We start from the raw sequence: 21495 nt of genomic DNA on the forward strand, positions 1-21495 counted from the left end.
CCTATCTACATATTAAGGTGCTGGATTAACTTCCAACAACTCAACGTCAAATAGCAAAGTTGAGTTCGGCCCAATCGCATTGCCCATACCGCCTGGGCCATATGCTAAGCCAGCAGGAATCGCCAAACGCGCTTTTCCACCTTCCTTCATCAACTGCAAACCCTCTGTCCAGCCAGGAATCACTCCATTTAGCGGGAAAGAAACAGGCTCATTGCGGGCATAGGAGCTATCGAACTCTGTACCATCAATCAACGTACCACGGTAATGTACTTTTACCGTATCTTCTGCCGTTGGTTGCTTACCCGTACCCATTGTTAGCTCTTCATATTGCAGACCGCTTTCTGTTGTCTTAACGCCCTCTTTTTTGCCATTTTCAGCTAAGAACGCCTGACCTGCTTCAAGGTTACCCTGAGCAATTTTTGCCGCCGCTTGACGCTGCTCTTCCATCTTACGCACCTGGAAAGCCTGCATGGTCTCATTCACTTGCTGATTATCCATCAAGGGAGTCGTACCACTATAAATCGCTTTAATACCTTCCTGAAACGCTTCCAGATCCATTGTTTCCAGATCCATTTTCAGCTTTTCACCTAGCACCAAACCCAAGCTATAGCTCAACTTCTGCTCATCATTTTTCAATTCAAATGCTTGAGCAGAAGAAACAGCCACCATCGTCGTCGCCAGAGTCATTGCCAGTAGAGTTTTTTTCATTCTATTTTCCTTGTTACCGAAAGACTGAGTACAGCGTTAGTGCCTGATTAAACCGTAAAGTTCATCGATTAGCCAATCTTAAAGCGGTTTTAATAACGCCTCACCCAATGCCCTCAATAATTCCAAGCATTGAGTATTTTCCTGCTGCCCCGCCAATAAAGCGATTTCACCCAGATTACGCTCCATTAAATGCGAAGAAAGCAACCCTGTATAATCATGCCTGCGTTTAAGTGAGTATAGATGCGCAAGCTCAACACGCTCAGCTTCCAATTCTGCCTCTCGTAGCGCCTTGTACAAAGAGGCTAGGTGCGGCTCACTCTGCTTGGCTTCTCTCACCTGATAACGAATAGCACGTAGAGGGGAGGTGATCTGCTGCTGCCAGTAACGGGCACTGGAGCGGTCCAATAACGACGCATCCAATAAACAGTGTTGTTGGGTTAGCCAGCCCGCATATAATAGTCTATTAACGCTCAACCCCTGCTCATCCTGCAGGCGTAAACAGAGTGCTTGCACAACATCTGATGCATAAAGTTTTAATGCATAGTCCCAAAGAGGATTTTGTAATTGCATAGCTATGGTAGAATCCCGCGCCTATGATCCAGTTAACAGAACTCAGCTTACACCGTGGCACTCAGTTTTTACTAGAGCAAGCCAACCTGACCATCTATCCTGGCTGGAAAGTCGGTATTATCGGCGCCAATGGCGTTGGTAAATCTAGTCTTTTCAAGCTGCTACTTGGCGAACTCCATCCCGATGCAGGTGAGTGCTTCCTGCAAACGAATATGACTATTGCCCACATGGCGCAAGAGGTCACGGCCATTGATCGCAGCGTCCTTGACTATGTACTCGATGGAGACCCACAGCTGCGTCAGATAGAAGCAGCGATTGCAGCGGCTGAAGCCGCAAACCAACCCGAGAAGTTGGGAGAGCTCCATGCAGCACTGGACTCAATCAACGGCTACAGCGCACCAGCCAGAGCCGAACAATTACTAGCAGGATTGGGCTTCAAACAGTCGGATATGCAAAGAGAAGTAAAAGCGCTGTCCGGTGGCTGGCGGATTCGCCTCAACCTTGCACAGGCACTGATGTGTCGCTCAGATGTATTGCTTCTCGACGAGCCCACAAACCATTTAGACCTAGATGCGACCTTATGGCTCGAACAGTGGCTAAAAACCTACCCAGGAACGCTTTTGCTGATCTCCCATGACCGTGACTTTCTAGATGAAGTGGTTACCCATATTACCCACATGCATCAACAGAAGCTGACTATCTACAAAGGCCAGTACAGCGCCTTTGAGCGCGCTCGGGCCGAACGCTTGGCGCAACAACAAGCACAATTTGAGAAACAGCAAGTTCGCATCGCCGAAATAGAAGGTTTTGTACGTCGTTTTAAAGCAAAAGCCTCCAAAGCCAAACAAGCTCAGAGCCGAATCAAAGAGCTGGAACGCATGGAAAGGATCGCCGCTGCCCACGTGGACAGCCCTTTTAGCTTTCATTTTCATAGTAGCGACAAGGTATCCAATCCCCTGCTATCCCTTCGCCATGTGAATTGTGGATATGCCGATAAAGCGATCTTAGCGGATATCTCTTTAACACTGACACCCGGCTCACGTATCGGCTTACTAGGACCAAACGGCGCGGGCAAATCGACCTTGATTAAGACCCTGATGGGCGACCTCCCTCTTCTAGAGGGGGAGCGCTATTGCGGTGAGCATTTGCGTATTGGTTATTTTGCCCAGCACCAGCTGGAAGCACTAGATCTTGAAGCATCACCTCTGCTGCATATCATGCGTATCTCCCCGCAAGCCTCAGACCAAGAAGTACGAAACTATCTGGGCTCGTTTGGTTTCTTTGGTGATGATGCCTTAGCACCGGTGAAGCGCTTCTCTGGTGGCGAAAAAGCTCGCGTAGCCCTCGCGTTGATCGCATGGCAGAAACCCAATCTTTTACTGCTTGACGAACCAACCAACCATTTAGACTTGGAAGTCCGCCACGCACTTACTGTGGCTATGCAGGAGTTCGAAGGGGCGGTTATTCTGGTATCCCATGATCGCCACTTGCTGCGCAATACCGTTGATCAGTTTCTATTGGTTGCCAACGGCACTGTCAGCGATTTCAACGGTGATTTAGACGATTATCAACAATGGTTATCAGACCAACGTAAATCTGAGCAGCAGGCTGAAAGCCCAACAGAGCGCGAGAGTCGTTCGTTATCAGCCGCTGAACGCAAAGAGCAAAAACGCGAAGCCGCCGAACAACGAAAGAAACTCAGCCCACTCAAGAAATCGATTGAAAAGCTCGAAAATCAGCTCGCAAAACACCAACAGCAGCTTAATGAAGCGGAGTTGTTATTAGCCGATAACAGCCTATACGAAGCGGCTAACAAGGATAAGCTTAAACAGGTGCTCTCGACCCAAGCGGAGTTAAACCAGCAGATCGAAGCCATCGAGATGGAATGGATGGAGCAACTCGAGCAACTGGAGTCCTTAGAAGCAGCGCTGGTAGCCCCTTAGTGGTCTGCCAGCGTTCTTGTTAGCTCTTGCAAAGCCTCATCATCTGCACGCATCTGCTCTAGTTCTGCTGTGATTTGCGCTTGCGTCAGGCCGGTCTTAGCCAACAATTCAGTGTCTAGGGGCTCGATTGGGCCATCTGCCCAACCTGCTTGACGTAAAGCCCGGTTAGCCAGATGAACAACCTGAGAGAACGCATCAGCTTGAGGATGTAAAGGATCGTTGAGGTGACGAACACCACGGTACACCTCTTCAGGCAGTGCCCAGCTTTCCATAAGCCACGCACCTATTTGCTCTCGCGTCACATGCAATAAATGCTTCTCTATATAATCAAAACGCAAATGTGGGTTCGCCTCGATATAGCGCGATAATAATGAGAAGTGAGGAGGAAAGAGGTGAGCCAACACGATATAGCCAAAATTATGTAAAAGCCCTGTTAGGTAAACCAAACCGGGCTTAGGCCGCATATCGAGCGGCATCTTCTTAGCAAGACGTTCTGCCAAGGTGGCGGTATAAACTGCTTGTAGCCAATAGGGAGTTTGATTTCTAGGTACATCGTCAGGCAGCGTCAGGGTTTTACCCATCGCAATGCCTAATGCCAAATTGACCACTAAATCAAACCCTAACACACGAATAATGGCATCATCTATCGATTGGATGCTGCCAGGAGCCGCATAGTAAGGAGAGACCGACCAGCTCATCACTTGCGCGGATAGACTAGGGTCAACCTTGACCACAGGAACCAGTCTATCAACCCCAGCAGAGCTGTCTGAGCGAAGCATAATAATTTTTTGTGTCGTGGGCGCCAGACTTGGTAAACCTAACGTATCCTCTAGTCGCTGCCGTATACGTAGCGCAGTGAAGCGTTCTACTGCATGCGTGATCACTTGCTCGTCATTACCCTGAGGCTGTGCACGCTCAATATCGGAAACACTTAAGCCCACTCGCATCGGTTGCATCGTAGACAGATACCAAGCACGATCCGCTACAAATCGTAAACCGCTATGAGGCTCAATAACACTTAAAGACTCCTGTGCCTCACACTCTGGATCAACAAACACAGGTAAGGAAAAAAGCCGCTTTTGTCCTTCGGATGTTTGTAGTTTTTCTTGGCTGAAAAACCGCCGCACATCCTCACCTTTGACCGGTTGTAGATGCCGTTCCGTTGCACGCCATATGCTAACCAAATTAAGCAACTTTGATGCATGTAACAGCACTAACACTTTTCCAAGGTTATCGTGCAATAAAACCAACCGTGCTGCGGACGGGTCTGCAGCATCACATCCCAATGTATTTACACCAACGGCCAAAAGCTATACTCCGCTCACAAAATGATTATCAGGGTTGCTAACCCTTCTCCTTGGAGAAATTATAGGCGATATGGGTTAATAGTCACCAAATTGACTGTTTTGATCGCAAAAAAGTTAAAAAAGAGAGAAAAAGCAGGCTATGCGAGCGCCTTACAGCCGAATAACCCGGGAAACCGTGCGTAACGCTCGTAGCTTCTTGATGGCCCGAGCCAAATGGATACGATCTGTGACCGCGATTTCCATATCAACAGCAGCAAGCTGTCCCTCTTTATCACCCATATCAATTTTGAGAATATTGGCTCCAGTCGCAGAGACGGTGGTCGCCAAGTTAGCAATCACACCACGCTGAGATGCTACCTCTAATTTAAGCATAACCGTAAACTCGCCTTCCATCGCTTCCGACCACTCAAGATAGATACACTTTTGCGGATCATCTTTCATATAGCGGATATTGCGACACTCAGTACGATGAATAACTAAACCACGGCCACTGCTGATATGGCCAATAATTTTGTCTCCCGGTATAGGACGGCAGCATTTCGCATATTGAATCACCATCCCCTCAGTGCCTTGAACCGCAATCGGCTTTTGGTTTTGTGCTACCTCCAAGGTCTCATGCTCATCGGGCTTCAATTTACGGGCAACCACATAAGCCATGCGATTCCCCATGCCGATATCTTCAAGCAGGTCTTCGATGCTTTCAAAAGCCGCTTCTTGCAGCAAAGTATCAAGTTTTTCAGGGTTAACTTCGTCGACACTGGTGCCATAGTGCCCGAGGAATTGATTCAGCAAACGGCGACCAAGCTCTACCGACTCATGGCGCTGCTGGTTCTTGAGGAAGTGGCGAATACTGGATCGCGCCTTTCCGGTCACAACAAAATTCAACCACGCCATGTTGGGTTGGGCGCTGGGCGTCGTAATGATCTCGACCGTTTCACCACTTTCCAGCGGCTCAGATAGCGGAGCCAAACGACGGTTAATACGGCATGATACGCAGGAATTACCTACTCCCGTATGCACCGCATAGGCAAAGTCAACAGGTGTCGCACCACGAGGCAACTCCAAGATTTTACCTTTGGGAGTAAAAACATAGACTTCATCGGGGAACAGGTCTTTTTTAACGTGCTCGATAAACTCCATGGAGTCACCCGCGCGCTTTTGCATTTCCAACAAACCTTGTACCCATTTACGCGCACGGTTATAGGAGCCTACCGCACTGTCTGAGTCACCATAGACCTTGTAATGGCTATGCTCTGCTATCCCTTGGCTAGCAACGGCATCCATCTCGTGTGTACGAATCTGTACTTCGATGGCAATACCTTTGGCACCGAATAATTCCGTATGCAAGGATTGATAGCCATTCGCTTTGGGGATTGCAATATAGTCTTTAAAACGCCCATGCACGGGTTTGTATAAGTTATGCACAGCCCCCAATACGCGATAACAATCGTCAACGGTTTCCGTGACAATACGAAACGCAAACACATCCATAATATCGGAGAAGGATTTGCGCTGTGCTTTCATCTTGGTATAGATGCTATAGAGGTGCTTTTCTCGCCCCGTTACCAAACCTGGCAGTTTTTCTTGGTGCAGGCGTTCGCGAATCGCCTGTTCAATAGAACTGATGACATCTTTGCGCTGCCCACGCGCCTGCACAACCGCACGGCGTATGTGCTTAGCCCGCATCGGGTAATACGCTTGGAACGCCAGGTCTTCTAACTCCACCTGCATATCCCGCATACCTAGACGGGCTGCGACCGGCGCGTAAATGTCCATGGTTTCTCGTGCGATACGCTGCTGTTTAACGGCCGGCATCGAGCCTAACGTACGCATGTTGTGCATACGGTCAGCCAGCTTCACAAGAATGACCCGGATATCCTCAGCCATCGCCAGCACCATCTTTTGGAAGTTTTCCGCCTGCGCTTCTGCTTTGGTTTCAAACTCAAGATGCGTCAGCTTAGATACGCCATCAACGATATCTGCAACGGAGGTTCCAAATTGAGCTTCAATTGCCTCATAGCTAATTTCAGTATCTTCAATTACGTCATGCAACATGGCAGCCATCAAACTTTGATGATCCATATGCATCGTGGCAAGAATACTTGAAACGGCTAAAGGGTGGGTGACGTAGGGCTCACCACTTTTTCTGCGCTGCCCGTCATGGGCCTGCTCAGCATAGAAATAGGCGCGACGAACTTCGTCGATCTGCTGTAGATCAAGATAGTCAGATAGACGTTCAGAAAGGGCGTCAATCGTCGGCATTATTCCTCCAATACTTCGGGCTCTGCTAATAATCTACTGACAAATGCCTTCAGATGGAATAACGCCGATCAAAATGGGGAGATTAATGATTGCCAACGTCGTCTAAAATAGACTTATTGACTAGGTTTTCTGCGATTTCACGCAAAGCAACAACCGTATCTTTATCGTTTTCACGATCCACTTTTGGATCTTTACCACCGGTAGCCAGCTGGCGAGCACGCTTGGCGGCAACCATTACGAGTTCAAAACGGTTATCTACATTTTCCAGGCAATCTTCAACAGTAACGCGTGCCATGCTAAACCTCGGAGAATTTGGTACTTTAAAGGACCGGCGATTGTACCTAAAAAGGCTTATTCTGACAAGAGATCGGCCAATAGATACGCCTGTCTGACCCGCTGATTAGTCAGCAGAAGCCTCTGCGCTTTAAAGATGGCGTGTAACTCAGCCAAGGCTTTATCAAACTGATCGTTGATGACAACAAAATCAAACTCATCAAAATGCACCATCTCGCTGACCGCCTGAGACATACGCAGGTCTATCACCTCTTCTGCATCTTGGCCCCGGCCAGTCAAACGACGACGTAATTCTTCCCGAGACGGTGGGAGAATAAAAACAGAAACAGCCTCAGGCATGAGCTTACGAACCTGCTGCGCGCCCTGCCAATCAATTTCCAGAATAACATCGGTTCCTTTTGCTAGCTGCTCTTCAACCCAAATACGTGAAGTACCATATTTGTTGGTAAAGACCTCGGCATACTCTAAGAAGCTATGGGTTTCGATCAGCTGATCAAACTCCGTCATGGAGACAAAATTGTAATCCTGACCATCAACTTCTCCTGGGCGAGTGGGGCGAGTGGTATGGGATACCGATACACGAATACCGCCATCTTGCTTCAGTAGCTCTTTAACAAGGCTGGTTTTACCCGCGCCAGAAGGGGCAGATACAATATAGAGTGTGCCAGTTACGCTCATTAGGAGGCTCGCTTTTAAAACGTCAGTGAGAAATAGCCCCGTATTATACCCGGTCAGAATCAGGCTGACACCTTAGACACTAGGAGAAGCTGCGTCTACGTTAACTGAAAGGCTGCATAAGCCCTAAGCGAACTGACATCTGAACCAACTCAGACAACGAGCTGGCCTGCATTTTAGCCATCATGTGACTACGATGTCCCTCAACCGTTTTACGGTTAATTGAGAGATGATCAGCAATTTCTTGATTCGACATACCGGAGACAACACCTTCAAAAACTTGGCGCTCTCGTCGCGTTAAACTGTCGTAGTGCGCTTGTAGGTCATGTATCTGTGATTGCTGCTGCCAACGCTGCTCATCTATCAGCAATGCTTGCTGAACATGATCGATTAAGGCTTGATCACTGAATGGTTTTTGCAAAAAAGTTTTAGCACCTTGAGTCATGGCGGTAACAGCCATATCCACATCCGCATGGCCAGAGATCATAATTAAAGGAATACTTATTTGCTGTTCTGATAGCTGTTTTTGCGCCGTTAAGCCGCTGATACCCGGCATACGCACATCCATAAGTATACAGCCTCGGGCCTTTGCTGAGGCCGCATCCAGAAAGGCTTGCCCAGTCTCAAACGTCTGTACACACAAGCCTACAGATTCTAATAGCCACTGTAAGGAATCACGCACATCCGCATCATCATCAACCACAAAAACCGTCGGGTTAGCCTCTGTACTCATCTGCTCTCTTTATTTATCAAAGCGTTGTTATCCACAACCTCTGGCAGAATAACACGAAAAGCCGCACCGCCTTCTGCCAGATTCTCGCCAATCAGTTGGCCGCCATGTGCTTCCACCAGCGAACGGCTGATGGGTAACCCCATCCCCAACCCATTCTCTTTGGTTGTGAAAAACTGTTCAAACAGGGGTTCCGCATCGTTATCAGGTATGCCTTCGCCCTGATCACAAACTGAAATCATAACCTGCTTCCCTTTATAGAGAGAAGCTTCGATCCAGACTTTTCCGCAAAGCTGATCGGCCGGGCGCTGACTCGCTTCAATCCCATTCAGGAGCAAATTCAACAATATTTGCTCTATCTGAACACGATCCGCCATCACACCTGGCAACGGGCTTGGCAAACGACTTTCAATCTGTACATTATGCTGCTTAGCCGTATTACCGCAGAATTCTATTAGCCCTGTCACCAGCTCAAACAGATCGAGCGGCTCGCGCTTAGGTTCGCGTTTACGGGCAAAATCCATCATGCGGTGTAAAATATCCCCAGCCCTTTGAGCGGTTGAGGCGATGCGTGCTAGGGGAGTTTGTAATTCATCCAGCGTCAACTTAGGGTTGGTTGCCACTCGTCTCTCAATTCCGCGGACATAATTGATGATCGCCGTTAACGGCTGGTTGAGCTCATGGGCTAAACCAGAAGCCATCTCTCCGATGGCCGCCATACGGGATGCCCGATTCAGTTCATTCTGATATTGCCGCATACGCTCGTCAGCATCTACACGATGGCTAACATCTCGGGATACTACAAGGATCTCACGCAGCTCTCCTGTATCAATATCTCGAATCGTCCGGCTGGTGCTTTCTAGCCACGTATAGCAACCATCTTTACGACGAAAGCGATAGGTATGCGTATAGAACCCTTGATCGTAGATGACACTCGGGCGACGACGCTTAAAGTCATCAACATCATCCGGGTGGTAAAGTTCATAAGCCGACATGCCTATAATCTCATCTACTTCAAACCCCAAAACCACTTTAACGGCAGGCGAGGCATAGATAAAACGCCAATCATCTGGCGTATGGCGGGAGATCATATCGGTGGACTGCTCGGCCATCTCAGCTAACAAACGGTTACGCTCAGCATCACCCGTCAGCTCACTGACGCCATACTTGTTATTTGAGGGGTTCATTACGCTCTGTTTTTTCCCATGACTAAGTATCATTGCCCAGCTCCATGATAACAAAACTCGCGAAAATAAAGCGCCCTGTTAAAAGGACGCTTTGACCAACTCTCGCAATGCAAATTTTTGCACTTTGCCAGTGGATGTCTTGGGTAAGGGAGAAAACAGCACACGTTTAGGACACTTAAAGTGGGCCAGATGAGCACGACAGTGGGCAATGATATCCTCAGCGGTCACTTCAGCCTCGGCCTTTAACGTTACCACCGCACAAGGCACCTCCCCCCAATACTCATCAGGAAGCGCAACCACGGCTGCTTCAAGAATGTCTGGGTGGCGGAACAAGGTATCCTCTACTTCCAGTGTGGAGATATTTTCACCACCTGAGATGATAATATCTTTTGTGCGGTCTTTAACTTCAATATAACCGTCAGGATGCCATACCGCTAAATCGCCTGTATGGAACCAGCCTCCTTCAAACGCAGACCCCGTCGCTTCAGTATTATTTAAGTAGCCCTTCATAACCGTGTTGCCACGAATAAAGACCTCACCCATCGCTTGCGCATCTTTTGCAACCGGCTGCATGGAGATAGGATCCGCCACCATTAGGGCACCAACTGCCGGCGCCCTAACCCCTTGGCGAGACATCATTCGCGCTTTTTCGCTCAATGGCAGGCCAGCCCACGCTTGCTGGAAGTCGCAAAACACACTGGGTCCATAGGTTTCCGTCAGGCCATAAGCATGTACCACTTGGATACCCATACGCTCCATGCCTTCTATAATAGAAGCCGGTGGCGCAGCACCTCCCGTCGTCACAGTAATGGGCTGTTCAGATACAAAACCCTTCGCTTCAGGCGCGTTCAACATAAGATTGAGAACAATCGGCGCACCACAAAAATGGGTTACATTTTCCCGCTTCAAAGCCGCAAAGATCAGTTCAGGGCGTACTTGGCGCAAGCATACGTGAGTGCCAGCGACCGCGGTGACAGCCCAAGGGTAGCACCAACCATTGCAATGGAACATCGGCAACGTCCACAGGTATACCGCATGTGCAGGCAACTGCTGACCCAGAATGTTGCTCAGTGCATTTTGATAAGCCCCACGATGGTGATAAACAACCCCTTTGGGATTCCCCGTCGTACCCGATGTGTAATTCAGTGCAATCGCCTGCCACTCATCATCTGGCAGTTGCCAGTGATACTCTGGATCACCATCAGCCACTAACTGATCGTAACTCAATTCACTTAAACGATGCTCAATTTCACTGGCTGGATCCAGTACATCAATCACCTGTACCTCATGCTCGCATAGCGCCAGCGCATCTCTGGCAACACGGGCAAATTCACCATCCACCAGCAATACCTTCGCTTTAGCATGATTGAGCATAAAGGCGATAGTTTCAGCATCCAGTCGAATATTTTGAGCATTCAAAACCGCGCCAATCATAGGAACAGCAAAGTGCAGTTCTAGCATTTCCGGTATATTCGGAAGGAGTGCCGCAACCGTATCGCCCTTCCCTACGCCACGCTGTTCTAAGGATGAAGCGACCCGTCGACAACGCTCATAGGTTTCCTGCCATGAACGTGTTAATTTTCCATAAATCACAGCGGGACGGTCTGGATAAACAGACGCCGCCCGCTCAATGAAAGGCAAGGGACTTAAGGCTTCAAAATTTGCAGGGCCTTTGTCCAAACCTGTTTCATACGGATTGTTATTATTATTTTGCATCCTCAATCTCCTTGTAGCGCTCGTTTGGCTTATCGCAGAAACTTCATGCTGAACAGTTTAAAGCCCTCTGCATCCGAGCGACGCAGCCATTCAAAGCCGACCATTTCACGGGTAACAATTTTGATGCCTTCTTCACGCATACGAGCGATAGCCAGCTCAGTATCAACAGGGTTTCGTGATGAGATCGCGTCCGCAACAACAAATACCTCTTTACCCATCGCTTTAAAACCTAGCGCGCTTTGTAAAACGCAGGCATGAGCTTCCATTCCGCAGATAACAACCTGATCCTGTGTAATGCTCGCTAACTTATCCGCAAACTGTGGCGCATCCACACAAGAGAAAAAGGTTTTACCCGTAAACTGACCTTCACCTACCCGCTCACGTAAGCCATCTGCCGTTGGGCCAACACCCTCTGGATACTGTTCTGTGCCATGTACGGGAATGTTCAATGCCTGAGCTAGTTCCACCAACGAATCGCAGTACTGAACCAACTTCTCGCTTTCATGGATACCGGGTAACAGGCGACTCTGTACATCAATAACCATCAAACAGGAATTATCTTTCTCTAACATCATCTCAACACCCCTCTGGTCGACGATCGACCATATTCGTTGCAACACCCTCAGCCACGACTTTGCCTTTAACTGTACAAATCGTCTCCAAGGTCACACGACGGCGCTCATGGTTAATTTCAAGAACACGCGCCGTCGCAGTTACAGTATCACCGATATGGACAGGCGCCTTAAACTTAATCTGTTGATCAATATAGATAGCTCCCGGTCCTGGTAAGCGAGTACCTAATACCGCCGAAATTAGTGCAGCACTGAACATGCCATGCACGATACGCTCTTTAAACATGGTCTCTGCGGCATACTCCGCATTGATATGCACTGGGTTGTCATCACCAGAAATACCCGCAAACAAGATTACATCTGCTTCTGTAATCGTTTTGGCGTAGCTCGCGCTCTGACCAACCTCTAAATCCTCTAAATAAAAGCCGTGTAGTTCCTGCATAAAAGACCTCTTTTTCAATACTTTTTCATTAACTGCTTTTTAAACTAATGGTTTTATCTCAAAAAACCAAGGGTTTTTACTTGGTTTTTTAATTTTTATTTGATAGCTTGAATAGTAGAGCAACGAAACAAACACGTTTTCGAACGATGAGGTAGGTATGCCAACAACCGTCAATCACAGTTTTTTGGAACGCACCTTAGGTCGCCTGCGACATGTATGGCGCGAGGCAACAGAAAACCGAGCTACCCAGGAGCAACTAAACCTCTCCCCTGAGCTGAGCAAGGATGATGAGCAGACATTAAAGCTTTGGATCGATCATTGCTTGGCAGATAAAGGCGGTGAAGTTGCTGCACGCGTCAGAGCAGCGACGCTTGGCCGAAGCTATCTGGCTCTAAGCTCTGAAGGGCAATTACGTTTTCTTAAAGTACTTTCCCAACATTACGACACCGACTGCCAACAAGTAGAACAGCAAATTAGCCAATGGCAAACGGCTGCGGCAGAGGATAGAGCAGAAGCAGCATTGCATTTACGTAAGGCTTTAGAGCCGCCACGTATGAAGCTACTTAAGCTCTTTAATGAGCTACCTGAGGGGATCAAGTTTCTTGTGGATATGCGAGCACAGCTACTCTCCCTCAAGTCAGAACACCCTGAACTAAAGCCGCTTGAAGAAGATCTCAAACGGCTATTGATCAGCTGGTTCGATATCGGTTTATTACAACTTGAACAGATCAACTGGCACTCCAGCGCAGAACTACTAGAAAAGCTAATAGCCTATGAAGCAGTACACGCCATCAAGAGCTGGGATGATTTAAAAAATCGGCTGGATTCTGATCGACGCTGCTTTGCTTTTTTCCACCCCAATATGCCCAACGAACCATTGATATTTGTTGAGGTTGCGTTGGTAAAAGGCCTAGCCGATAACGTACAAGCACTCTTAGACGAAAAAGCGCCGGTCTTGGATATTGAAGAGGCAGATACGGCCATTTTCTACTCCATATCTAATGCTCAAAAGGGCTTGGCAGGAATCAGTTTTGGTAACTTTTTAATCAAGCGTGTAGTGAAAGAACTACAGCATGATTTCCCTCAGCTGACGCAGTTCTCAACACTATCCCCTATCCCTGGTTTTTTACGCTGGCTAAGCAACCAAAGCGAAGAAGAGCTGGCAACGCTGCCTGGCGGAAAAGAGCTAGTCGAGAAAGGGAAAACAGGTAAAGAGTTCAACACTTTAGAGTCGCTACTGGACTCGACACTCAAAGCACCGCTGAGCAGTTTAGTTGCCTACTACCTTGTCAAAGCCAAGCGCAAGAACAGCAACACAGCAGCAGATCCCGTTACGCATTTCCATCTGAGCAACGGCTCACAAATTGCCCAGCTCAACTGGTTAGCAGACACCTCTAAAAACGGCCTCAAGCAGTCTGCCGGATTTATGGTGAACTATCTCTACGACTTACCCAGAATTGAGGAACGCAGCCAAGCTTATATCAGCCAAGGCACACGCTCTGTCTCCTCCTCAATTAAAACCCTTATCAATCACTCGTTAAAAGGATAACAACATGACTCAACGTATCGCAATCGTCACTGGCGCCAATGGCGGGCTCGGCGAATCAATGTGCAAAGCACTTATCCAACAAGATAGAAAAGTCGTCGGCACTTACATACCAGGCCACGAAGAGGCTGCAAACAGCTGGCAAGAGAGCATGAAACAACAAGGTTTTGACATCACAATGAAAGCGGTTGATGTGGCCGATTACAGTGCCTGTAAAGCACTACTGGAAGAAGTTGAAAACGAATTAGGTCCTGTGGATATCCTTGTGAATAATGCGGGGATCACGCGGGACGCTCCTTTGAAGAAAATGCAGCCAGAGCAATGGCAAGCCGTTATTCAAACTAACTTGAACTCCATGTTCAATATGTGCCAACCGGTATTCGAAGCCATGTGTAACCGAGGCTGGGGCCGCATCGTAAATATCTCATCTCTGAATGGCGAGAAAGGTCAATTCGGACAAGCCAACTACTCAGCCGCTAAGGCAGGCATTTACGGATTCAGCAAAGCCATTGCTCAAGAAGGTGCACGCAAAGGCGTAACGGTCAATTCCGTATCCCCTGGGTACATCGACACACCGATGGTACGCCAAGTACCTGAAAAAGTACTGGACATGATCGTAGAAGGCATCCCTGTCGGTCGCCTAGGCCAGCCAGAAGAGATTGCTCGCGCTGTTGCTTTCTTAACGGACGACAACGCAGGTTTTATTACCGGAACAAATATGTCGGTTAACGGCGGCCAGTACATGGCGTAAACGCCAGCCTTGATCACCCGATTCCTTACTTGCTGACAACTTGTTAGCAATTTTTCTCCCCGCTACATGCGGGGATTTTTTTATCGGTGTTTATAGAATGATCGCACGCCCCTGTGTAGGATGCTCAAACACCTCGGCATCATAGTGCCAGTAACGCTGGATATTCTCCGCACTGAGCACCTGCTGTGGTGCCCCGAACGCCTGCAGGCAGCCATCAGCCAACAACCCACAACGATCCGTATAGCGGACCGCCTGATTCATATCGTGGAGTATACTCAAAACGGCATACCCTTGATGATGAGCTAACTCCATTGCCAACCTTAACACCTGGTGCTGATGCCCCAAATCTTGCGCAGAGGTTGGTTCATCCAATAACAGCAAAGGCGCCTGCTCTGCTTGGCTTAGTTGCACCATCACCCGAGCAAGATGCACCCTCTGACGTTCACCACCGGATAAAGCGCTATACAGTCGATCAGACAAATGAATACTGTCGGTACGACGCATCTGCTCACGTACCAACATACCAGCTTGGCGACTACCGATGCTTAAGGGAATCAACCCTAACGTCACGACCTCCGCTGCAGTAAATGGGAACGCCAGCTCGCTCGCTTGAGGCAGAACCCCAACATGGCAAGCTCGCTCGTTATCTGCCCAATCCCCTATCCGGCGACCATGAAAATCAATCCTTCCTTTATGGGGCAATTCACCTGTGATCACTTTTAACAATGTCGACTTCCCTGCACCATTGGGGCCCATCAAGCTCAACACTTCCCCGCTCTTGAGGGATAAAACACTCACTGTTAAGCAAGGCGTCTTTCCTCGCAGACCTACAACCTGATTCAACTCCAGCATTACGCTCCCCGTCGCCTCATTTGTAACAGCAATACGAGAAAAAAAGGCGCCCCTATTAACGCCGTGACTAACCCCACGGGCAGTTCTGCTGGCTGTAGCAGAAGTCTTCCCATAAGATCGGCATACAATAAAAGCACTGCCCCCATCAGTGCAGATAGTGGCAACAAGGTGTGATGGCACGGCCCTACCGTTAAGCGCACCAAATGCGGCACGACAAGACCTACAAAGCCAATTATGCCGCTACACGAGACCGCAACACCGACGCCAATCGCGGTGAGAACAACCAATTCTATTTTTAAACGTTCTACTCGAATACCCAGATGGCGCGCCTCCGGCTCTCCCAGCAACAACGCATTGAGTGCTGCCGCCCGGCGCTGAAAAGCAACCAGTAAGATGAGTAAGGTCGCATAGGCTATCGCCAAATTAAAGCGATCACCGCCCGCTAAAGAGCCCATCTGCCATAAGCTCAGATCACGCAGTACCTGATCATTGCTAATATAACTAACAAACCCAATAACCGCCCCAGCAAAGGCTGATACCGCAATACCCGCCAACAGCAGCATCATGACAGAAGTACCGTTATGGGTTTTCGCCAAACGATATACCAACAAGGTAACCACTAAACCACCGGCAAAAGCACACACCGGTATCGTCCAATCACCTAGCAAGGGTACTAACCAAGCAATAGCGAGAATCGCTCCAACCGCAGCCCCCGATGACACGCCCACAATGCCCGGATCAGCCAAAGGGTTTCGGAAGAGGCCTTGCATTACCGCGCCACACTGGGCGAGCAGCGCCCCGACTACAACCGCCAAAAGTACTCGGGGTAAGCGCAGATCCACCACCACAACCTGTTGGTAATCCAACAACGTGCTGTAGCGACTTCCAACCAAGGCATCCAAAACCGCGAGAAGGCTATTACCTGCAGGCAGGTTGATCGCCCCTTGCACCAAGGATGTTAATAATCCCAGTAATAGCAATGCACCCAGCACAAAAGCATGCTGTGCAACGGGCCAACGCGTCATAACGGTTTAGCAAACTGGCGATGAATATCCAGCGCCTGTTGCACAGCCCCCATACTCAACCCAGCCACCAACGTACTACCATCAACTTGATAGATATGGTCGTTTTTTGCTGCGGCCGTCGCGTTGAGAACAGGCAAATCCGACAGTAATTTAGCCATGCTAAACCCTTTGCTATTTGACGCTACGAGTAGCACTTCAGGCTGTAATGCAATCAACGACTCAGCAGACAGTGTACGGTAGTTGGCAAAATCAACGGCATTCTGACCACCTAACATCTCAATAAATGCATGCCCTGCCGTGTTTTGCCCGGCAACCCTCAGCTTTGTCGAGTCCAACATCAGCAAGAAAGCCACCTTGCGACCCTGAAGGTCATGGGCACGCAACTGATCGAGCTCCATCGCTAATTGACTCGTTAAATGCTGTGCTTGGGCTTGGCGACCCAATCGCTGCCCCAATATCATCAACTGTTTACTCAAGTCGGCGGCATGGGCTGCCGTCGGCAGTTGCAGCACATCAACCTTGGCACGCTTAAGCGCTTCTAGCGTGCTTTCGGGCCCCATGTGTTCGCTACCGATGATCAGATCAGGTTGTAGGCTTAGCAGCCCTTCTGCCGGTAATTGCCGATGATAACCAATGCTAGGTAAGTCAGGCACCGCACTCGTCACATCCACAGCCACTAGCTGCTGCTTAGCCCCAAGAGCCAGCAACATCTCTGTTACCCGAGCATCCGTACTAATAACACGACTAGGTTCAGCCCAGCTCAGCATGGACACTAACAGCAAACAACCCAGAGCTATCAGACGCTGCATAAAACACCTCCACAGATTAAGAATAATACAAATGATAATTGTTATTATTTACATATGGAAGTCGATATTGTATTTTTGAAAAATAAACGACAGCAGCACCACCCAACACTAACCATGAGAAACTCAGGGAATTATTTATGAAGTCTGTATTTCAGAGCAGCCTATTGCCACTGGTGTCACTCTGCCTAACGCCCTTGAGCGCCTGCATTGCAGAAGCTGCCAATGCACCCGAGCCTCGTGAGCTAGATCAGATTAATATCGTTTCTAACCCACTGGAGGAAACTCACAAAACTCGCAACACAGAGATCACTGGGCCGCAGATGCTTCGGCAGTTGCAGCCAAACTCTGTTGCCGCAGCCGTCAAACATCATCCCAACGTCACAACCTCCGGCGGCTCACGCGCCAATAATCAAACGGTAAATATTCGAGGCTTAGAAGCCAACCGTATTCTGCAAACGGTTGACGGTGTCCGTCAGACATTTGAGTCAGGCCACCGCCCCAGTTTTTTGCTGGATCCTTCGCTGCTTAGGGAAGTAGAGGTGGTTAAAGGGCCCTCAAGTTCTATTTGGGGCTCCGGTGCATTAGGTGGGGTTGTTGCTCAGAGAACCCTTAATGCTTGGGATCTTCTCGAATCACAAGAAACCGTGGGTGGATTCATAAAGACAGGGTTTAATACCAATAACGACGAATCGAACACCGTTCTAACACTCGCAGGCCAGACTAGCCAATTTGACTGGTTATTTGGCAGCTATTACCGTGACAGTAACGACCTAGAAATGGGTAACGGGATGGAATTAGACCACTCAGGCTCCCAAGACATAGGCGTACTGGCTAAAGGACATTGGTACATTGATACAGACCAAACACTTCGCTTCAGCTACCGTGCAGCCAACGATGACGGTGCTGTACCCTCTAATGGCGCAGCCAACCCCGGTAGAAGCAACCCGCTAATTGATCGTAAGCAAAAAACTCACAATGTTTTAATAGGCTACAACATCGACTCTGAGTCTCCTTGGGTTAATGCCGATGTCAGCACCTACTGGAATCGTATTAACATGAACGAGGCGCGTATCAGTGATGGCCGACTCGACCGTACCGAGCTGGATGTTTTTGGCTTTAATATCAATAACCTCTCTCAACTAGACACGCTCCAGCTACGCTATGGTATAGATGGTTATCAAGAGCAGTTCTCAGCCACTCGAAGCGGTGGCAACCGGCCTAATCCACCCGATGGTGACACCACCGTATGGGGGTCTTTTGTACAAGGTACTCTGGCGCTAACTCCCCAATGGAAACTCGAGCTAGGTGGGCGTTATGATCATTTCAAAACGCAGGCAGATACCATCGGCAGCCGTTCAGATAGCGCTTTTTCCCCCTCAGCCGCACTGATATGGCAGGCCAGTGATGAGCTAGCCTTCACGCTTCGTCACGACCGCGCTTTTCGCTCACCTAGCTCAGAAGAGCTATACACCACAGGTACACACTACTGTATTCCCCCTGCTGGCTGTGAAACCTTTAAACCCAACCCCGACCTTGCCTCCGAGAAGTCGGCAAACACCGAACTCAATATTGCGCTCAATCTAGATAACATGAGTCACGGGGGGCAATTAGGAATACGCGCCAGCCTGTTTGAAAACCGTGTTGATAACTTTATCGAGCAGGTATCAACGTCACGTTTTTCTTACTTCCCTAGCTTCGCCTTTATTCCCGGGAACGCAACCTATATCAATGTCGATGAAGCAAAACTGTCTGGTTTTGAGATTGCCGCAGACTACCGTTATCAGCAATTTTTGGCCACTGCATCTTACGGTATGACCCGAGGCAAAGATCAAAAAACGGGAGATGACCTAACGAATATCCCGGCAGACACACTCAAAGCAGACCTCAGCTATGCCTTTAATAACGGTTGGCGAGCAGGCGTACGCCTGACGCACGCATTGGCCAATAAACGCACATGGGACGGCAGTGATGGTCAGGGTCGAGTCTATGATGGCTACACACTGACCGACCTCTACGCATCTTGGAACTCTCCCAGCATCGACGGCTTAAGTCTGGATATTACCCTTAACAATATCAGCAACAGGTACTATCGTGTCGCATGGTCGGAGCTTTACGAACCGGGCCGTGAAGTGATCGCTTCGCTTCGCTATGATTTTTAGGAGCCTATATGACAACCCCAGCACTACCTTCAGATCAGGTCGAACCGCTGCTTAAAGCGCTCAGCCAATGGCACTACTGTACCGTTATTGTTCTTCATGGAGGATGCGTATTCGAATTCAAAGGCCCCTTTCCAGCGGGCTCTTTCAGCCACGGCTACTATAACCTCAACAGCCATGGAAAAGGATTTGAAGGCCATCTCAATCTAGCCACCATTAAACAGGTCAGTTTTCAAGACAAGCCCCATAGAGGGAAAGAAAGCTACGCCTTTGTTTTTGAGGATGAACAGGGCGCGGCCATTTTCAAAGTTTTTGTCGGTCGCGACACTGACGGCAAACTGCTGGACAATCAAGTTGAACAGTTCAAAGCGATCCAACAACACCTACGGGTTAACAACAGCGACGGAACCGAATCATGAGTAATCCACAACATACCCAAAAAATTCAGCAAGAAGTGCTCGATTTCATTAACAGTCGTAAGAGTTTACAGATCGCCAGCTTAATGACCGATGGAGAAACGCCCTATGCCTCCTACGCGCCTTTTGCACTAGATCAAACCTGTTTATATGTACTGATTAGTGAAATCGCCATTCATGCTATCAACCTAGCCACCCACCCGAAAGCCTCGGTCATGATTATCGAGGATGAGGATAGCGCCAAAGAGCTATTCGCACGCAAGCGTGTCAGCTATCAAGTCAGCGCCACTCACATTGCACCTGACCAAGCAGAATGGGAACACGGCATAAACCTACTAACGCATCGACATGGTCAACGGATCGGTAATCTCAGCCAGCTCGCTGATTTCAAACTATTCCGCTTAACACCAGAAGCTGGGCGTTATGTCAAAGGATTCGGACGTGCTTTTACACTAACGGGTGAAACCCTAGCAGGAGAGCTCGTAGACCACCTCAGGGATGGGCATAAAAAACGGGCATCTTAGGGTAAATCAAATATTTTGTGATGGCCGCATCGAATTGTAGATTGCGCTTATGCCGCACTAACATACAATAGCGCCAGTTAACCCCTGAGGTGATAAATGACTGGAACATCGGTTATTGCAGCGAATTCGATTCGGCAACGTTTAAAACGACTCATTGAACACAATACCGTACAGCGAGTTTTACTAGGGCTTATAATAGTCAATGCCGTGACGCTCGGGTTGGAAACCGTCCCTTCGGTGATGACGGCCGTAGGCCCCTACTTGTTAGCCCTAGACAAAGCCATACTATCGGTATTTGTCATTGAAATACTCGTCCGCTTATTTGTGCATCGGCTCGCTTTTTTCAAGGATGGCTGGAGCCTATTTGACTTTACCGTGGTAGGGATTGCACTGCTACCCGCCAGCGGCCCTTTCGCGGTACTACGCGCACTGAGGGTACTACGTATTTTGCGCGTGCTGAGCTTTATACCCTCGATGCGCAACATTGTTGGGGCACTCATCCAATCACTCAATGGCATGTTATCTATCGCCATGGTGCTCGCGCTGGTTTACTACGTCTCCGCTGTTATGGCGACCAAACTGTTCGGAGAAGCCTTTCCAGAATGGTTCGGTAGCTTGGGCGCATCCTTGTACACACTCTTCCAGATTATGACGTTAGAAAGCTGGTCGATGGGTATCGCACGCCCCATTATGGAACAATATCCTTACGCTTGGGCCTTTTTCATACCCTTTATTCTGACAGCCACCTTTATCATGCTGAATCTGTTCATCGCCGTGATTGTCAATGCCGTACAAACCATGCATGAGCAAGAAAGCAAAGAGATACACGATATTGAGCAAGCCACACAGCAACAAATACTCAACCAAATGCAGCAACTACGACATGAAGTAGCACAACTGCGAAGCGAGATTAAGAAGCAATGAGGTAGTCAGCATGGATCAGATTAGCAACGTAGTAGCTATATCAACCTATACTATTGCTAATCCAGCCATTAGAACAAAAGGGAATT

General features: G+C 48.7%; 21 protein-coding genes. 7 read left to right on the forward strand and 14 right to left on the reverse strand.

Annotated features, from left to right (window positions below; genetic code table 11):
* Positions 1-12 precede the first annotated feature (12 nt).
* Positions 13-708, reverse strand: a complete 696-nt coding sequence (locus F0U83_RS16250; protein WP_138988045.1) for a BamJ family beta-barrel-assembly machinery protein — start codon at positions 706-708, stop codon at positions 13-15.
* 78 nt (positions 709-786) lie between these two features.
* Positions 787-1278 (reverse strand): TIGR02444 family protein, encoded by a 492-nt coding sequence (locus tag F0U83_RS16255; protein WP_138988044.1) that lies wholly within the window; start codon positions 1276-1278, stop codon positions 787-789.
* A gap of 23 nt (positions 1279-1301) precedes the next feature.
* Between F0U83_RS16255 and F0U83_RS16260 the strand changes: the two genes are divergently transcribed.
* Entirely contained in the window at positions 1302-3221 is a 1920-nt protein-coding gene (locus F0U83_RS16260; RefSeq protein ID WP_138988043.1) for an ATP-binding cassette domain-containing protein, read from the forward strand.
* On the opposite strand, the gene F0U83_RS16265 is transcribed toward F0U83_RS16260, so the two are convergent.
* The 9 genes from F0U83_RS16265 to F0U83_RS16305 form a co-directional block, all read right to left on the reverse strand.
* Complete coding sequence (locus F0U83_RS16265; protein ID WP_246077802.1) at positions 3218-4528, reverse strand: HDOD domain-containing protein; 1311 nt, start codon at positions 4526-4528, stop codon at positions 3218-3220. The two genes, F0U83_RS16260 and F0U83_RS16265, sit on opposite strands and share 4 nt — an antisense overlap.
* Before the next feature lie 150 nt (positions 4529-4678).
* Entirely contained in the window at positions 4679-6790 is a 2112-nt protein-coding gene (locus tag F0U83_RS16270; protein ID WP_138988042.1) for a RelA/SpoT family protein, read from the reverse strand.
* An 82-nt stretch (positions 6791-6872) separates the two neighbouring features.
* Complete coding sequence (rpoZ, locus tag F0U83_RS16275; protein ID WP_138988041.1) at positions 6873-7085, reverse strand: DNA-directed RNA polymerase subunit omega; 213 nt, start codon at positions 7083-7085, stop codon at positions 6873-6875.
* A gap of 56 nt (positions 7086-7141) precedes the next feature.
* Entirely contained in the window at positions 7142-7762 is a 621-nt protein-coding gene (gene gmk / locus F0U83_RS16280; RefSeq protein ID WP_138988040.1) for a guanylate kinase, read from the reverse strand.
* Between the two features lie 100 nt (positions 7763-7862).
* Positions 7863-8492, reverse strand: a complete 630-nt coding sequence (locus tag F0U83_RS16285; RefSeq protein ID WP_138988039.1) for a response regulator transcription factor — start codon at positions 8490-8492, stop codon at positions 7863-7865.
* Positions 8489-9709 carry an ATP-binding protein gene (locus F0U83_RS16290; RefSeq protein ID WP_138988038.1) on the reverse strand — a complete coding sequence of 407 codons (1221 nt, stop codon included), beginning with the start codon at positions 9707-9709 and terminating at the stop codon, positions 8489-8491. The genes F0U83_RS16285 and F0U83_RS16290 overlap by 4 nt, the downstream gene beginning before the upstream one ends.
* Positions 9710-9754: 45 nt before the next feature.
* Complete coding sequence (locus F0U83_RS16295) at positions 9755-11392, reverse strand: acyl-CoA synthetase (RefSeq protein WP_138988037.1); 1638 nt, start codon at positions 11390-11392, stop codon at positions 9755-9757.
* 29 nt (positions 11393-11421) lie between these two features.
* Positions 11422-11967 (reverse strand): hydrolase, encoded by a 546-nt coding sequence (locus F0U83_RS16300; protein ID WP_138988036.1) that lies wholly within the window; start codon positions 11965-11967, stop codon positions 11422-11424.
* Between the two features lies 1 nt (position 11968).
* Complete coding sequence (locus F0U83_RS16305) at positions 11969-12406, reverse strand: MaoC family dehydratase (protein ID WP_138988035.1); 438 nt, start codon at positions 12404-12406, stop codon at positions 11969-11971.
* Positions 12407-12563: 157 nt separating this feature from the next.
* Here F0U83_RS16305 and F0U83_RS16310 point away from each other — a divergent pair, with 157 nt between their 5' ends.
* Together F0U83_RS16310 and phbB are read left to right on the forward strand one after the other, a co-directional pair.
* Positions 12564-13955: a malonyl-CoA decarboxylase gene (locus F0U83_RS16310; RefSeq protein ID WP_138988034.1), complete on the forward strand. Its 1392-nt coding sequence runs from the start codon at positions 12564-12566 to the stop codon at positions 13953-13955.
* A gap of 4 nt (positions 13956-13959) precedes the next feature.
* On the forward strand, positions 13960-14703 hold the full coding sequence (phbB, locus tag F0U83_RS16315; RefSeq protein WP_138988033.1) for an acetoacetyl-CoA reductase: 744 nt from the start codon (positions 13960-13962) through the stop codon (positions 14701-14703).
* Positions 14704-14793: 90 nt separating this feature from the next.
* Here phbB and F0U83_RS16320 read toward each other — a convergent pair whose 3' ends face one another.
* From F0U83_RS16320 to F0U83_RS16330, 3 genes are read right to left on the reverse strand one after another with little or no spacing between them, the layout of a single operon-like run.
* Positions 14794-15555, reverse strand: coding sequence for a heme ABC transporter ATP-binding protein (locus tag F0U83_RS16320; protein WP_138988032.1), 762 nt, complete (start codon positions 15553-15555; stop codon positions 14794-14796).
* Positions 15555-16580, reverse strand: a complete 1026-nt coding sequence (locus F0U83_RS16325) for a FecCD family ABC transporter permease (protein ID WP_138988031.1) — start codon at positions 16578-16580, stop codon at positions 15555-15557. The genes F0U83_RS16320 and F0U83_RS16325 overlap by 1 nt, the downstream gene beginning before the upstream one ends.
* Positions 16577-17389 carry a heme/hemin ABC transporter substrate-binding protein gene (locus tag F0U83_RS16330; RefSeq protein WP_138988030.1) on the reverse strand — a complete coding sequence of 271 codons (813 nt, stop codon included), beginning with the start codon at positions 17387-17389 and terminating at the stop codon, positions 16577-16579. The genes F0U83_RS16325 and F0U83_RS16330 overlap by 4 nt, the downstream gene beginning before the upstream one ends.
* Positions 17390-17526: 137 nt before the next feature.
* Here F0U83_RS16330 and F0U83_RS16335 point away from each other — a divergent pair, with 137 nt between their 5' ends.
* From F0U83_RS16335 to F0U83_RS16350, 4 genes are all read left to right on the forward strand, one after another.
* Positions 17527-19548 carry a TonB-dependent hemoglobin/transferrin/lactoferrin family receptor gene (locus F0U83_RS16335; RefSeq protein WP_138988029.1) on the forward strand — a complete coding sequence of 674 codons (2022 nt, stop codon included), beginning with the start codon at positions 17527-17529 and terminating at the stop codon, positions 19546-19548.
* Positions 19549-19556: 8 nt separating this feature from the next.
* Positions 19557-19964 carry a heme utilization cystosolic carrier protein HutX gene (gene hutX, locus F0U83_RS16340; RefSeq protein WP_138988028.1) on the forward strand — a complete coding sequence of 136 codons (408 nt, stop codon included), beginning with the start codon at positions 19557-19559 and terminating at the stop codon, positions 19962-19964.
* Positions 19961-20485 carry a HugZ family pyridoxamine 5'-phosphate oxidase gene (locus F0U83_RS16345; protein WP_138988027.1) on the forward strand — a complete coding sequence of 175 codons (525 nt, stop codon included), beginning with the start codon at positions 19961-19963 and terminating at the stop codon, positions 20483-20485. The genes hutX and F0U83_RS16345 overlap by 4 nt, the downstream gene beginning before the upstream one ends.
* 96 nt (positions 20486-20581) lie before the next feature.
* Positions 20582-21409, forward strand: a complete 828-nt coding sequence (locus F0U83_RS16350) for an ion transporter (protein WP_138988026.1) — start codon at positions 20582-20584, stop codon at positions 21407-21409.
* The last annotated feature ends 86 nt before the right edge of the window (positions 21410-21495 follow it).

The sequence above is a fragment of the Neptunomonas concharum genome (assembly GCF_008630635.1).
GTDB classification, from domain to species: Bacteria; Pseudomonadota; Gammaproteobacteria; order Pseudomonadales; family Balneatricaceae; genus Neptunomonas; species Neptunomonas concharum.

Excerpts from the sequence above, each read along its gene's own strand:
- F0U83_RS16350 (WP_138988026.1), top strand. The coding sequence starts at position 20,582 with ATGACTGGAACATCGGTTATTGCAGCGAATTCGATTCGGCAACGTTTA.
- F0U83_RS16250 (WP_138988045.1), bottom strand. The coding sequence starts at position 708 with ATGAAAAAAACTCTACTGGCAATGACTCTGGCGACGACGATGGTGGCT.
- F0U83_RS16330 (WP_138988030.1), bottom strand. The coding sequence starts at position 17,389 with ATGCAGCGTCTGATAGCTCTGGGTTGTTTGCTGTTAGTGTCCATGCTG.
- F0U83_RS16295 (WP_138988037.1), bottom strand. The coding sequence starts at position 11,392 with ATGCAAAATAATAATAACAATCCGTATGAAACAGGTTTGGACAAAGGC.
- F0U83_RS16270 (WP_138988042.1), bottom strand. The coding sequence starts at position 6,790 with ATGCCGACGATTGACGCCCTTTCTGAACGTCTATCTGACTATCTTGAT.
- F0U83_RS16290 (WP_138988038.1), bottom strand. The coding sequence starts at position 9,709 with ATGATACTTAGTCATGGGAAAAAACAGAGCGTAATGAACCCCTCAAAT.
- F0U83_RS16325 (WP_138988031.1), bottom strand. The coding sequence starts at position 16,580 with ATGACGCGTTGGCCCGTTGCACAGCATGCTTTTGTGCTGGGTGCATTG.
- F0U83_RS16320 (WP_138988032.1), bottom strand. The coding sequence starts at position 15,555 with ATGCTGGAGTTGAATCAGGTTGTAGGTCTGCGAGGAAAGACGCCTTGC.
- hutX (WP_138988028.1), top strand. The coding sequence starts at position 19,557 with ATGACAACCCCAGCACTACCTTCAGATCAGGTCGAACCGCTGCTTAAA.
- F0U83_RS16305 (WP_138988035.1), bottom strand. The coding sequence starts at position 12,406 with ATGCAGGAACTACACGGCTTTTATTTAGAGGATTTAGAGGTTGGTCAG.
- gmk (WP_138988040.1), bottom strand. The coding sequence starts at position 7,762 with ATGAGCGTAACTGGCACACTCTATATTGTATCTGCCCCTTCTGGCGCG.
- F0U83_RS16285 (WP_138988039.1), bottom strand. The coding sequence starts at position 8,492 with ATGAGTACAGAGGCTAACCCGACGGTTTTTGTGGTTGATGATGATGCG.
- F0U83_RS16335 (WP_138988029.1), top strand. The coding sequence starts at position 17,527 with ATGAAGTCTGTATTTCAGAGCAGCCTATTGCCACTGGTGTCACTCTGC.
- F0U83_RS16260 (WP_138988043.1), top strand. The coding sequence starts at position 1,302 with ATGATCCAGTTAACAGAACTCAGCTTACACCGTGGCACTCAGTTTTTA.
- F0U83_RS16310 (WP_138988034.1), top strand. The coding sequence starts at position 12,564 with ATGCCAACAACCGTCAATCACAGTTTTTTGGAACGCACCTTAGGTCGC.
- F0U83_RS16255 (WP_138988044.1), bottom strand. The coding sequence starts at position 1,278 with ATGCAATTACAAAATCCTCTTTGGGACTATGCATTAAAACTTTATGCA.
- F0U83_RS16300 (WP_138988036.1), bottom strand. The coding sequence starts at position 11,967 with ATGATGTTAGAGAAAGATAATTCCTGTTTGATGGTTATTGATGTACAG.
- rpoZ (WP_138988041.1), bottom strand. The coding sequence starts at position 7,085 with ATGGCACGCGTTACTGTTGAAGATTGCCTGGAAAATGTAGATAACCGT.
- phbB (WP_138988033.1), top strand. The coding sequence starts at position 13,960 with ATGACTCAACGTATCGCAATCGTCACTGGCGCCAATGGCGGGCTCGGC.
- F0U83_RS16345 (WP_138988027.1), top strand. The coding sequence starts at position 19,961 with ATGAGTAATCCACAACATACCCAAAAAATTCAGCAAGAAGTGCTCGAT.